The organism is Amycolatopsis sp. NPDC114505, from assembly GCF_055633615.1.
Map to the genome: position 1 here is coordinate 2,866,310 of NZ_JBVKDV010000001.1, position 12,785 is coordinate 2,879,094.

Consider the following 12,785-nt stretch of genomic DNA (forward strand, 5'->3'; position numbering starts at 1 on the left):
ACAGTGGCTGCCCCCGAAGAACGGCGTGCCGTCAAGGTCGCCCTGCTCGGCTGCGGGACCGTCGGCAGCGAGGTCGCCCGGCTGCTCTCCGAGCAGGCCGGTGAGCTGGCCGCGCGGGCCGGGGTGGCGGTGGAGCTGGCCGGCATCGCCGTCCGCCGCCCGGACAAGCACCCCGAGCTGCCGCCGGAGCTGCTGACCGCCGACGCCGAGAAGCTCGTGACCAGTGACGACGTCGACGTCGTGGTCGAACTGGTCGGCGGCATCGAGCCGGTGCGCGGCTGGCTGCTGGCCGCGCTGAAGGCCGGGAAGTCCGTCGTCACGGCGAACAAGGCCCTGCTGGCCGAGCACTCCGCCGACCTGTTCGAGGCGGCCGACGCCGCGGGCGCCGACCTCTACTTCGAGGCCGCGGTCGCCGGCGCCATCCCGTTGCTGCGCCCGCTGCGCGAATCCCTCGCGGGCGACCGCATCACGCGCGTGATGGGCATCGTCAACGGCACCACGAACTACATCCTGTCCGCGATGGACTCCACCGGCGCCGGCTACGCGGAGACGCTCGACGAGGCCAGCCGCCTCGGGTACGCCGAGGCCGACCCGACCGCCGACGTCGACGGCTACGACGCCGCGTCGAAGGCCGCGATCCTCGCGTCGCTGGCCTTCCACACCCGCGTGACCGCTTCGGACGTGCACCGCGAGGGCATCGCCGACGTCACCGCCGCCGACCTCGGCGCGGCCCGGATGCTCGGCCGCACGGTCAAGCTGCTGGCGATCTGCGAACGCGTGGCCGACGACGACGGCGTCGAGTCGGTCTCCGCCCGCGTGCACCCGGTGATGATCCCGCGCAGCCACCAGCTCGCGGGCGTCGGCGGCGCGTTCAACGCCGTCTACGTCGAGGCGGACGCCGCCGGCGAGCTGATGTTCTACGGCCAGGGCGCGGGTGGCGCGCCGACCGCGAGTGCGGTGCTCGGCGATCTCGTCGCGGTGGCCCGCAACCTGGTGGCCGGCGGCCGCGGCCCGCGCGAGTCCGCGCACGCGGCGCTGCCGGTGCGGCCGATGGGCCAGACGCCGACCCGGTACCACGTAAGCCTTTCCGTGGCCGACCGCGCCGGGGTGCTCGCCCAGGTGGCGCAGGCGTTCGCCGGCCACGGCGTGAGCATCGCGGCCGTGCGGCAGAGCGACGTCGGCGACCGCGCGAGCCTGGTCGTCGTGACCCACCAGGCCCCCGACGCGGCGCTTCAGTCCACTGTGGACGAAATCGCGAAGCTCGACGTCGTCCACGAGGTCGTCAGCGTTATGCGGGTGGAAGGCGAAGACCAGTGAGCAGTCAACCCTGGCCGGGAATCATCGAGGCGTACCGGGACCGCGTCCCGGTTCCGGACGGGGCGCAGGTCGTCACGCTCGGGGAGGGCAACACGCCGCTGCTGCCCGCGCGGCACCTGTCCGAGCTGACCGGCTGCGAGGTGCACCTCAAGGTCGAGGGCGCGAACCCGACCGGCTCGTTCAAGGACCGCGGGATGACCGTGGCCATCACGCACGCGCTCGCCAGCGGACTCAAGGCGGTGATCTGCGCGTCGACCGGCAACACGTCCGCCTCGGCCGCGGCCTACGCCGCCCGCGCCGGCCTCACCTGCGCCGTGCTGGTGCCCCAGGGCAAGATCGCGATGGGCAAGCTCGCCCAGGCCGTCCTGCACGGCGCGCGGATCCTGCAGGTCGACGGCAACTTCGACGACTGCCTCGAGCTGGCCCGCAAGACCGCGGCCGACTACCCGGTCACGCTCGTCAACTCGGTCAACCCGGTGCGCATCGCCGGCCAGAAGACCGCGGCGTTCGAAATCTGCGACGCGCTCGGCGAAGCGCCCGACATCCACTGCCTGCCGGTCGGTAACGCGGGGAACATCACCGCTTACTGGGCGGGGTATTCGGAGTACGCGGCCGACGATGTGGTGAAGAACACCCCGCGGATGTTCGGCTTCCAGGCGGCCGGCGCGGCCCCGCTGGTGCTGGGCGAGCCGGTGCGCGACCCGGACACGATCGCGACGGCGATCCGGATCGGCAGCCCGGCGTCGTGGACCGCCGCGGTGAAGGCGAAGGAAGCCTCGGACGGGCTCTTCGAGGCCGTGACGGACGAGAAGATCTTGGAGGCGTACCGGTTGCTGGCCGGGCGCGAAGGCGTGTTCGTCGAGCCGGCGTCGGCCACGAGCGTGGCCGGCCTGCTGGCCACGGCCGCCGACGGACGGCTGCCGCGCGGGTCGCGCGTCGTCTGCACGGTCACCGGCCACGGCCTGAAGGACCCGCAGACGGCCTTGGCGGGCAACGTCGAGGTCGAACCCCTCGCGGTGGACCCGTCGGCGGTCGCGGCGGCGCTGGACCTGCGGTGACCGCCGGGTTCAAGGTCACCGTCCCGGCTTCGACGGCGAACCTCGGGCCGGGTTTCGACGCCTTCGGCATGGCGCTGGGCCTGCACGACGTCGTCGAGGTGCGGGTCATCGACGCCGGGCTCAAGGTCGAGGTCATCGACGCCGGCGCGGGCGGGGTCGAGGACGTCCCCACCGACGAGACCCACCTCGTCGTGCGGGCCATCCGGCGGACCTGCGCGCACCTCGGCGTCGAGCCGCCGGGCCTGCACCTGCGCTGCTACAACGCGATCCCGCACGCGCGCGGGCTGGGTTCCTCGGCGGCCGCGGTGGTGTCCGGCGTCGCCGCCGGGTACGCCCTCGCCGGCCGGGAAATCGAGGAGTTCGAGGCGCTGCAGCTGGCCGCCGGCTTCGAAGGCCACGCCGACAACGCCGCCGCGAGCCTGGTCGGCGGTCTCGTCGTGGCCTGGTGCGAGGGCACCGAGTTCCACGCCGAACGGCTCGCGCCGCACGCGTCGATCCGGCCCGTCGTGGCGGTGCCGTCGGTGCGCTCGGCCACCGCGACCACGCGCGGCCTGCTGCCGGCGACGGTGCCGCACGCCGACGCCGCGCACAACGCCGGCCGCGCCGCGCTCGCCGTGCACGCGCTGACGGCGAAGCCGGAGCTGCTGCTCGCGGCCACCGAAGACCGTCTGCACCAGCACTACCGGGCCCCCGCGTACCCGGCGAGCGGCGAGCTGGTGGCGACGCTGCGTGCACGCGGAGTCGCCGCCGCCGTCTCCGGCGCGGGTCCCACGGTGCTCGCGCTGACCACGACGGGAATATTGCCGCCAGGGGTCGACGTTGAGGGCTTCGACGTCTTCGAGCTGCCCGTGGATCTCGCGGGCGTGCGGGTTGCGGCTCAGTAAAGGCTGGGTCACGTGGCCGCCGCCCCGTCCGCCACGCGGGGGGTGGTTGTTGCACCCGGCACCGGCGCGGTCTACCCTCGGGGGCGTTCGATCACCGTGCGTTTCCGCACCCGATGCCGGTCCCCGGATCGCATCCTTCGTTGATCCGCCGAATCCGCACCGCCTGGCAAGCGGGGTAACGCGGAGGAACGTAGGCGGGTTTCCGGTTTCGGCGGTGCCGAATTCCGTGTCCTCCGAATGGAGGACGCAAACCCCTGTGGTGGAGGCGCTCCAGCTGTGTTTCGCACGGCCGAAGAGCTCGTCTCCCGTATCGGGGGGCAGATACGCCGGTTCGCGATCAGAAGCGAGCGGCAGTCCGCTGATCCGCCTGGAGGCGTGGATCGGTCAGGAAGGACATGTGTGAGCAACACCGATCTTTTGAGCGACGTGGGTAGCAGCGCCGCGGAGTCGAACGGCACCACCCCCGCTCCCAAAAAAACGGTCGGCGGGTTGACCGGGAAGACCGTGGCGGAACTGCGTTCGCTGGCTGGGGAGCTCGGCGTCGGTGAGACGACGGGCATGCGCAAGGGCGATCTGATCGCCGCGATCCGTGAGCGTCAGGGCAAGTCGCGCAAGCGTCCGGCCGCCGAGACGCTGCCCCTCGAGGGCGTCGGCGAGCCGGTGAAGGCGCCGAAGCGCGAGCCCAAGGCCGAGGCGCCGTCGGCGCCGGTCGAGACCAAGCCGGAGCCGAAGGCCGAAGCCCCGGTCGCGAGTGCTCCGGTGGTGGAGGCCCCGCAGGCCGAGCGCCCGCAGCAGGACAAGCAGGACGGCCAGCAGGGCCAGGACGGCCAGCCCGACGAGGGTGGCCGAGGCCGGCGTCGCCGCGGCTCGAACCGCGCCGCCGGTGCGCCCGACGGCCAGGTCGGGGGCGACCGTCAGCAGAGCGGTGACCGTCAGGGCGGCGACCGCCAGCAGGGCGACCGTCAGCAGGGCGACCGCCAGCAGGGTGGCGGGAACAACCGCGACCAGCAGCGCCAGGGCGGCCGCAACGACAACCGTCAGGACGGCAACCGTCAGGACGGCAACCGCCAGGACGGGAACCGCCAGCGCAACCAGCAGGACGGCGGCAACCGCGGCCAGGACCGCGACAACCGCGCCCAGCAGCAGGACGACGACGAGGAAGGCGGCCGTCGCGGCCGTCGCTTCCGCGACCGTCGTCGCCGGGGCAGCGGGGGCGGCCAGCGCGAAGCCGGCGGCTCGCCGGACACCGAGATCCGCGAGGACGACGTCCTGCTGCCCGTCGCGGGCATCCTGGACGTGCTCGACAACTACGCGTTCGTGCGGACTTCCGGCTACCTCGCCGGCCCGAACGACGTGTACGTCTCGCTGTCGCTGGTCCGCAAGTACGGCCTGCGCCGCGGGGACGCCATCACCGGCAGCGTGCGCCAGCCGCGCGAGGGCGAGCAGCAGCGGCAGAAGTTCAACCCGCTGGTGCGCGTCGACTCGATCAACGGCCTGGACCCGGACGAAGCCAAGCGCCGCCCGGACTTCACCAAGCTGACCCCGCTGTACCCGAACGAGCGGCTGCGCCTCGAGACCGAGTCGCACAAGCTCACGACCCGCGTGATCGACCTGATCATGCCGGTCGGCAAGGGGCAGCGCGCCCTGATCGTGTCGCCGCCGAAGGCCGGTAAGACCACGATCATGCAGGACATCGCGAACGCGATCTCGACGAACAACCCCGAGTGCCACCTGATGGTCGTCCTCGTGGACGAGCGTCCGGAAGAGGTCACGGACATGCAGCGCTCGGTGAAGGGTGAGGTCATCGCCTCGACCTTCGACCGGCCGCCGGCGGACCACACCTCGGTCGCGGAGCTGTCGATCGAGCGGGCCAAGCGCCTGGTCGAGATGGGCCACGACGTCGTCGTGCTGCTCGACTCGATCACGCGTCTCGGCCGCGCGTACAACCTGGCGGCCCCGGCGTCCGGCCGGATCCTGTCCGGTGGTGTCGACTCGACCGCGCTCTACCCGCCGAAGCGGTTCCTCGGCGCGGCGCGCAACATCGAGAACGGCGGCTCGCTGACCATCTTCGCCACGGCGATGGTGGAGACCGGGTCGACGATGGACACGGTCATCTTCGAAGAGTTCAAGGGCACGGGCAACGCCGAGCTCAAGCTCGACCGCAAGATCGCCGAGCGCCGGGTGTTCCCGGCCGTCGACGTCAACCCGTCGGGTACCCGCAAGGACGAGCTGCTGCTCTCCCCGGACGAGCTCGCGGTGACCGTGAAGCTGAGCCGGGTGCTGCACGCGCTCGACTCGCAGCAGGCCATCGACCTGCTGATCTCGCGGCTGCGCAAGACGAAGACGAACGTCGAGTTCCTGATGCAGGTCTCGAAGACCGCCCTCGGTGGCGGCGAGGACGACTGAACGTGCTCATCGCCAGGCCTCCCCGCTCGCCGCGGGGAGGCCTCCGGCACGTCCGGAATACCAGGTCAGCGGGGTGCGTTCCAGTGATCGTCAGCCCGTCTGGCAGAATTACCCGCTGAAGTCCGGCACCGGTTCACCCCGCGAGAACGACTGGGGACCCGGAGCCAACGAGAGAGGACACCATGAAGAGCGGTATTCACCCCGAGTACGTGGTCACGAACGTGAACTGCGACTGCGGCAACAGCTTCACCACGCGCAGCACCAAGACCAGTGGCGACATCCACGTCGAGATCTGCTCGAACTGCCACCCGTTCTACACGGGCAAGCAGAAGATCATGGACACCGGTGGCCGGGTCGCGCGCTTCGAGGCTCGCTACGGCAAGCGGCAGAAGAAGGACGCCGACGCCAAGTAGCTTTTTTCACGGCGCCCACCCGCACGCGCGGGTGGGCGCCGTTGTTTTGGTGTGGGCAAACCGGGCTGAGAGGTGGCAGAGGTGGATTCGAGCTCGCTCAAGGGGCTGCTCGCCGAACACGCGGAGCTGGAGACCCAGCTGGCGGACCCGGCGGTGCACGCCGACCAGGCGCGCGCTCGCAAGCTCGGCCGCCGCTACGCCGAGCTGACGCCGGTGGTGCGGGCCGTCCACGAGCTGGACACCACCCGCGACGACCTCGCGGCCGCCCGGGAGATGGCCTCGGAGGACGCGGAGTTCGCCGCCGAGGCCGAAGTGCTGGCCGCGAAGATCCCCGAGCTGGAGTCGAAGCTCACCGAGCTGCTGCTGCCGCGCGACCCGTACGACGGCTCCGACGTCGTGATGGAGATCAAGTCCGGTGAGGGCGGCGAGGAGTCGGCCCTGTTCGCCGGCGACCTCCTGCGGATGTACCTGCGCTACGCCGAGCGTCACGGCTGGAAGGCCGAGGTCCTCGACTCCGTGGACTCGGACCTGGGCGGCTTCAAGGACGTCACGCTCTCGATCAAGACGAAGTCGGCCGTCGTCGACGGCGTCTGGTCCCGCCTGAAGTTCGAGGGCGGCGTGCACCGCGTCCAGCGCGTGCCGGCGACCGAGTCGCAGGGCCGGATCCACACGTCGGCGTCCGGGGTGCTGATCTACCCGGAGCCGGAGGAGGTCGAGGTCGAGATCGACCCGAACGACCTGCGCATCGACGTCTTCCGCTCGTCGGGTCCCGGCGGCCAGAGCGTCAACACGACCGACTCGGCGGTGCGGATCACCCACCTGCCGACCGGCATCGTCGTGTCCTGCCAGAACGAGAAGTCCCAGATCCAGAACCGCGCGCGGGCCCTGCAGGTGCTGCAGGCCCGGCTCCAGGCGGTGGCCGAGGAAGAGGCCGCGGCGAAGGCGTCCGACGCCCGCCGCTCGCAGGTCCGCACGGTCGACCGCTCGGAGCGGATCCGCACGTACAACTTCCCGGAGAACCGGATCTCGGACCACCGGGTCAACTACAAGGCGTACAACCTGGACCAGGTCCTCGACGGCGACCTCGACGGCGTCCTGGACGCGCTGGCGACGGCGGACCGCGAAGAGCGCCTGGCCGTTTCCGCCGGCTGAGCCTCAGGGGATCGCCGCCTCGATCCGGTCGAGCTGGGCGGCGACGATCTCTTCGAACGCCGCCCGGCGGTCCGCGCCGAGCGGCCGGACGTCGCGGGCGAAGTGGGCCAGCGCCGGGAAGCGCTCGGGGTCGGCGCCCAGCACCGCGACGCGGAACTGCTCCATGCCCTGCTCGTGTTCGGTGGGGGTGACGGTGCTGACCCCGGCCTCCGACGCGATCAACGCGGCGATGAGGATCGCGAGCCGGTGGTAGCGCGCCGGGATCTCCGCGTCAGGCAGCCCCGACGTGCGCAGCGCCTGCAGCACCTCTTCCATGACGAGCCGGGACCCGGCGCCGCCTGACGCGTAGCGCCCCCAGATCGCGGCGATCTGGGGCTGCTGCCCGAAAGCCTCGCGCAGGCGCAGAGCCGTGGCGGTGAGGCGCTGCTTCCAGTCGCCTTCGGGGCGGTAGCCCTCCATGGCGGCCACGAGGGTCCGGTCGGCGACCGCGCGCAGCAGCTCGGTCTTGTTGCGGAAGTGCCGGTAGAGGCTCGAGGAGTCGGTCCCGAGCGCCACGGCGAGCTTGCGCACGCTGAACGACTCGGCGTCGTCCGTCCGCAGCAGCTCCGCCGCCGTGTCCAGGATCTCCTCGGTCGACCAGCGCCTGCGGCCTGTCATCGCGTTCCTCTCGTCCGGTACCTGTCCCAACCTATTATGCACTTGCTGTTGCACGCACCGCGTGCATAATGAGGACAACGGCACTTCCGAGAAGGGAACCCCACTGTGCAGAACTCACTGGACCCCGCCGAGCTGACCGCCGCCCTCGAGAACGTCCACCGCGCCGGGATGCCGGGCCTGTTCGCCGAAGTGCGGGCCGGCGACCAGGTCTGGCGCGGTGCCGCCGGCGTCGCCGACGTCGGCACCGGCCGTCCCGTCACCGCCGGCCTGCGCCACCGCGTCGGCAGCATCACCAAGACCTTCACCGCCGCCGCGGTGCTCCAGCTGGTCGAGAGCGGGCAGATCGGGCTCGACACCCCGGTCGGCCACTACCTGCCGCGGCTGGTTCCCGGCGAGCGCGGCGACGCGATCACCGTCCGGATGCTGCTCGACCACACCAGCGGGCTGGCCGAATACCTGCCGTACGCCTATTCCTCGCTCAGCGCGTTCCCCGACCTGGCGAAGACCGGACCCGAGAGCTTCGACGACCACCGGTTCACGCGGTTCGACCCCGTCGAACTGATCCGGCTGGGGGTCACCGCACCCGCCGCCGGCGTCCCGGGCGGCACGCCGGGGCTGTACTCGAACACCAACTACCTGCTCCTCGGCGAGCTGCTGGAGCACGTCACCGGCACGGCGGCCGAAAAGCACATCACGCGGCACGTCATCGAGCGCGCCGGCCTCCAGGACACCGGGTTCCCCGAGGGCACGGACGTCGCCGGGCCGCACTCGCGGCTCTACGAGGCGTGGTTCGGCAAGATCGACCCGCCGCGCGACTACAGCGTCTTCGACATGTCCTGGGTGGGGCCGGCGGCCGCGCTGGTCTCGACCGTGGCGGACCTCAACCGCTTCTTCCGCCTGCTGCTCGCGGGCGAGATCGTCAGCCGGTCCTCGCTGGCGGAGATGCGGCGCACCGTCAAGGTCGTCTCGCAGGAGGGCAAGGTGATCGACTACGGCCTCGGCCTGCACCCGGCGGAGGTGCCCGGCCGGGAGACATTCTGGGGCCACGGCGGCACGGTCTGGGGTGGCGGCACCCTCGCGATGATCCGGGCCGACGGCGAGCGTCAGCTGTCCGTCGCGATGAACCTGCAGCGGTGGAACCGGCTCGACCCCGCGGGGGTGCCGCAGCCGCATCCCCTCGACCGGGCGCTCGCGGAGCTCCAGCAGGTGGCGATGTACGGATGACCGCCACGTCCCGGGTGGCCGCGGCACTGGGGGCCGGGCTCGTCCTGAGGTCAGGCCGAATCGGCGGGTGCGGCGCCGGGAACGGGGGAAACGGGCGCGTGCCGGAACACCACGTAGTGGTAGAGCAGGTAGTTCCAGAACAGCCCGACGACGATCGCCGCGCCCTTCGGCACCAGCAGGTTGACGCCCGGGAACAGGTGGCTGACCAGCGTGATGACGCCGAACTGGACCACCCAGAGCCCGAACGCCGTCACCCCGAAGAACAGCAGTGCCTGGCGGCGGATGTCGCCGTCCTTCGCGCGGAACGTGAAGTTCCGGTTGAGCGTGAACGACAGCAGCATGCCCGCCGTCGTGGAGATGAAGTTGGCGACGAACGTCGGCACGCCCAGCGTCGCCAGCAGCGCGTACCCCAGCACGTCGACGAGCGTGTTGCCGATCCCGACGATCCCGAAGCGCACCTGCGTGGCCGTGACGAACCTCATCGGGCGGCGCTCCGGTCTCCGGCACCGGTGCGCACCGACGCCACCGTGTACAGCGGCCGGTTCTGGACCTGCGAATACGTGCGGCCGATGTAGCTGCCGAGCACGCCGAGCATGATGATCTGGATGCCGCCGAGGAAGAACATCGCGATGGTGATGAACGCCCAGCCGGGCACCGCCGTCTCCGGCGCGAACAGCTTCACGCCGACGACGTAGAGCACGCCGAGGAAGCTCAGCAGCGAAATCAGGTACCCCATCCGCGTGATCATCCGCAGCGGCGTCGTCGAGAACCCGAGGATGCCGTCGGCGGCGAAGCGCAGCATCTTCGTCAGCGGGTAGCCGGTGACGCCGGCGTGGCGCTGGTCGCGGTCGAACAGCACCGCCGTCTGCCGGAACCCGACGTAGCTGACCAGGCCGCGCAGGAACCGGTCGCGCTCGCGGTACTTGCGCAGCTCGTCGACGACCTTGCGGTCGACCAGCCGGAAGTCGCCGGTGTTCTTCGGGATCTCGACCGCGGCCATCTTCTGCAGGAACCAGTAGAACGCGGTCGCGGTGAACCGCTTGAACGGCGAATCCCGGCGTGAGCGGCGTTGCGCGTAGACGACCTCGTAGCCCTCTTCCCACTTCTCCAGCAGCTCGAGGGCGACCCGCGGCGGGTCCTGCAGGTCGCTGTCCATGATGATCGTCGCGTCGGCGTCGACCAGGTCGAGCCCGGCGGTGACGGCCATCTGGTGGCCGAAGTTGCGGGAAAGCTCGACGACCGTGACCCGCGGGTCCCGCGCCCCCAGCTCCGTGAGCCGGTCCAGGGACGCGTCCCGGCTGCCGTCGTCGACGTAGATGAAGCTGAAGTCGTACCGCCCGGCCATGGGCGCGGTGACCTCGTCGACCGTGCGGTGCAGCAGGTCGATGTTCGCTTCCTCGTTGTAGATGGGGAAGATGAACGCGACCCGGCGGCGCGTGGTCGGCTCGGTCGGCACTGGCGCTCCCGTGGGTCGGCGTCTCGGGCATCCTAGAGATCGGCGACGCCCTCGGCGAACACGGCCATCCGCTGGTCGTAGTCCTCGGCCGGGCCGAAGTGGACGGCCACCGCGTCCGCCCCGGCCAGGATATACGCCCGGAATCGCGCGATGGCGGCCCCGAGATCGTCCCCGTTCCATTCCATTCTGGCGGTCAGCCGTGTTTCGCGGCCGTTTGTCATGCCCGTGAGCTTTTCGGCGCGCTCGCCGAATTCGGCGGGGGACAGCCCGGCGCTCATCCAGCCCGAGCCGATCCGCGCGACGCGGCGCAGCGCGACGGCGGAGTTGCCGCCGACGGTGATCGGCACCGGCCCGGCCGGCCGCGGCTCGAAGTACCCGCCGCCGGGCCCGCGGCCGGTGCGGAAGAGCTCGGCGAGCAGGTCGAGGGTGGCGTCGGTCCGCTTTCCGCGCCCGCCGAAGTCCGCCCCGACCTCGGCGAACTCGGGCTCGTTCCAGCCGGTGCCGATCCCGAGGTCGAACCGGTGCCCGGAGAGCCGGTCGAGCGTCGCGACCTGCTTGGCCAGCGCGAACGGCTCCCGCAGCGGCACGATCAGCACCGACGTCCCGAGCCGGATCCGGCTGGTGCGCGCGGCGATGTGGGCCAGCGTGACGAGCGGCTCGTAGACGCCGCCGAAGACGTCCCCGAAGGCGCCGGGCGGGATGAGGTGGTCGGGCAGCCAGGCGGCGTGGTAGCCGAGGTCCTCGGCTACCCGGGCGAGTTCGGCGGGACGGGCGGGGTCGAGGTCCGGCTGCTCGTTCGGCAGGACGACCTCGAGGAAATGTCCGGTCATGCCCGCGACGTTAGGTCTTCACATCGGTGTGAAGGTCAAGTCGGCAGGGGGACGTATGCGGATCGGCGAGCTCGCGGGTCGCACCGGCGTCAGCACGCGGTTGCTGCGCTACTACGAGGAGCAGGGCCTGCTGACGGCCTCGCGCGACGGCAACGGCTACCGGGCCTACGACGAAGACGCCGTCGTGCGGGTGCGCCAGATCCGGCGGCTGCTGGCCGCGGGGCTGACCACCGAGGTCATCTCGTCGGCGCTGCAGTGCGCTCGCGGCGAGGACGCGCACCTGGACCTGTGCCCGGAGCTGGCGGGCCTGTTGCACCGCGAACTGAGCGCGATGGACGACCGGATCGGGGCGCTGCAGCGGCGCCGTTCGGTCCTGGCGGGGTACCTGACCGGAGAGGGGACCTCGATACGCTGAGGGGCGTCGGACCGGCGCGTGTCCTGACAGGGGAGTTCCGCCTGGTGTGCCAGGCTTGACGAGGTGAAGGACGACGAGTGAATCGGCAGCCGCTGCGCCTGGCCATCATCGAGGCCACCCGGATCCTCGAGCGCGCGGGCGTCGCGTCGCCGCGGTTCGACGCCGAGGTGATCGCGGCGCACGTGCTGGGGGTCGAACGCGGCAGGCTGCCGATGGTGCCGCTGGTCGACCCGCCGGTCATCGAGGCCATCGGCCAGCTCGTCCAGCAGCGCGCGAAGCGGATCCCGCTGCAGTACCTGACCGGCTGGGCGGCGCTGGGGGACATCACGGTCGCGGTCGGCGCGGGAGTGTTCGTCCCGCGCCCGGAGACCGAGCTGCTGCTCGAGTGGGGCGTCAAGTTCCTGCAGGGGCGCGAGTTCCCGGTGGTGGTGGACCTGTGCACGGGCTCCGGCGCGCTGGCGCTGGCGGTGGCGAACGCGCGCCCGGACGCGGTGGTCTACGCGGTGGACGTCGACCCGCAGGCCCTGGCCTGGGCGCGCCACAACGCGGACGTCCACGCGGACGCGGGCAACACCCCGATCCGCCTGTATTCGGGCGACATCGGCGACCCGACGATGTTCGCCGAGCTCGACGGCCTGGTCGACCTGGTGCTGTGCAACCCGCCGTACGTCCCGGAGGGAACGCCGGTGCCTCCGGAGGTCGCGGAGCACGACCCGCCCCGCGCGGTGTTCGCGGAGGAAAGCGGCCTGGCGGTGATCCGCCACGCGATCGCGGCGGGGGCGCGGCTGCTGCGTCCGGGGGGCGGGCTGGCGATCGAGCACGACGACACGCACGGGTCGGCGGTGCCGGCGTTGGTCCGGGCCCGGCGGGTGCTGACCGGGGTCGAGGGGCATGCGGATCTGACGGGGCGGGCTCGGTTCGTCACCGCTCGCCGGCTGGGCTGAGAGGTCGTGAGTGAGAAACAGTGTTAGAA

General features: G+C 71.6%; 13 protein-coding genes. 9 read left to right on the plus strand and 4 right to left on the minus strand.

The features are described 5' to 3' along the window. The first annotated feature begins 3 nt into the window (after nucleotides 1–3). From ACZ7OU_RS14235 to prfA, 6 genes are all read left to right on the plus strand, one after another. Nucleotides 4–1,317: a homoserine dehydrogenase gene (locus tag ACZ7OU_RS14235; protein WP_470241504.1), complete on the plus strand. Its 1,314-nt coding sequence runs from the start codon at nucleotides 4–6 to the stop codon at nucleotides 1,315–1,317. Continuing rightward, entirely contained in the window at nucleotides 1,314–2,375 is a 1,062-nt protein-coding gene (thrC, locus tag ACZ7OU_RS14240) for a threonine synthase (protein WP_470255315.1), read from the plus strand. The genes ACZ7OU_RS14235 and thrC overlap by 4 nt, the downstream gene beginning before the upstream one ends. Beyond that, on the plus strand, nucleotides 2,372–3,259 hold the full coding sequence (gene thrB / locus ACZ7OU_RS14245) for a homoserine kinase (RefSeq protein ID WP_470241502.1): 888 nt from the start codon (nucleotides 2,372–2,374) through the stop codon (nucleotides 3,257–3,259). The genes thrC and thrB overlap by 4 nt, the downstream gene beginning before the upstream one ends. A 399-nt stretch (nucleotides 3,260–3,658) precedes the next feature. Continuing rightward, a complete protein-coding gene (rho, locus tag ACZ7OU_RS14250; RefSeq protein WP_470255316.1) occupies nucleotides 3,659–5,665 on the plus strand; it encodes a transcription termination factor Rho in 2,007 nt (668 codons plus the stop codon). 182 nt (nucleotides 5,666–5,847) lie between these two features. Further along, nucleotides 5,848–6,078 (plus strand): 50S ribosomal protein L31, encoded by a 231-nt coding sequence (rpmE, locus tag ACZ7OU_RS14255; protein ID WP_284744227.1) that lies wholly within the window; start codon nucleotides 5,848–5,850, stop codon nucleotides 6,076–6,078. 81 nt (nucleotides 6,079–6,159) lie between these two features. Continuing rightward, entirely contained in the window at nucleotides 6,160–7,230 is a 1,071-nt protein-coding gene (gene prfA, locus ACZ7OU_RS14260) for a peptide chain release factor 1 (protein WP_470241500.1), read from the plus strand. Between the two features lie 3 nt (nucleotides 7,231–7,233). On the opposite strand, the gene ACZ7OU_RS14265 is transcribed toward prfA, so the two are convergent. Beyond that, nucleotides 7,234–7,887 (minus strand): TetR/AcrR family transcriptional regulator, encoded by a 654-nt coding sequence (locus tag ACZ7OU_RS14265; protein ID WP_470241499.1) that lies wholly within the window; start codon nucleotides 7,885–7,887, stop codon nucleotides 7,234–7,236. Nucleotides 7,888–7,992: 105 nt separating this feature from the next. Here ACZ7OU_RS14265 and ACZ7OU_RS14270 point away from each other — a divergent pair, with 105 nt between their 5' ends. After that, entirely contained in the window at nucleotides 7,993–9,111 is a 1,119-nt protein-coding gene (locus ACZ7OU_RS14270) for a serine hydrolase domain-containing protein (protein ID WP_470255317.1), read from the plus strand. A gap of 50 nt (nucleotides 9,112–9,161) precedes the next feature. On the opposite strand, the gene ACZ7OU_RS14275 is transcribed toward ACZ7OU_RS14270, so the two are convergent. From ACZ7OU_RS14275 to ACZ7OU_RS14285, 3 genes are read right to left on the minus strand one after another with little or no spacing between them, the layout of a single operon-like run. Then, nucleotides 9,162–9,593: a GtrA family protein gene (locus tag ACZ7OU_RS14275; protein WP_470241497.1), complete on the minus strand. Its 432-nt coding sequence runs from the start codon at nucleotides 9,591–9,593 to the stop codon at nucleotides 9,162–9,164. Beyond that, nucleotides 9,590–10,567, minus strand: a complete 978-nt coding sequence (locus ACZ7OU_RS14280) for a glycosyltransferase family 2 protein (RefSeq protein ID WP_470241496.1) — start codon at nucleotides 10,565–10,567, stop codon at nucleotides 9,590–9,592. The genes ACZ7OU_RS14275 and ACZ7OU_RS14280 overlap by 4 nt, the downstream gene beginning before the upstream one ends. A gap of 32 nt (nucleotides 10,568–10,599) precedes the next feature. Further along, complete coding sequence (locus ACZ7OU_RS14285) at nucleotides 10,600–11,397, minus strand: TIGR03619 family F420-dependent LLM class oxidoreductase (RefSeq protein WP_470255318.1); 798 nt, start codon at nucleotides 11,395–11,397, stop codon at nucleotides 10,600–10,602. A 55-nt stretch (nucleotides 11,398–11,452) separates the two neighbouring features. Here ACZ7OU_RS14285 and ACZ7OU_RS14290 point away from each other — a divergent pair, with 55 nt between their 5' ends. Both ACZ7OU_RS14290 and prmC read left to right on the plus strand, forming a co-directional pair. Beyond that, nucleotides 11,453–11,812, plus strand: a complete 360-nt coding sequence (locus ACZ7OU_RS14290) for a MerR family transcriptional regulator (protein ID WP_470255319.1) — start codon at nucleotides 11,453–11,455, stop codon at nucleotides 11,810–11,812. Between the two features lie 77 nt (nucleotides 11,813–11,889). Beyond that, on the plus strand, nucleotides 11,890–12,756 hold the full coding sequence (gene prmC, locus ACZ7OU_RS14295) for a peptide chain release factor N(5)-glutamine methyltransferase (RefSeq protein WP_470241493.1): 867 nt from the start codon (nucleotides 11,890–11,892) through the stop codon (nucleotides 12,754–12,756). Nucleotides 12,757–12,785 lie beyond the last annotated feature (29 nt).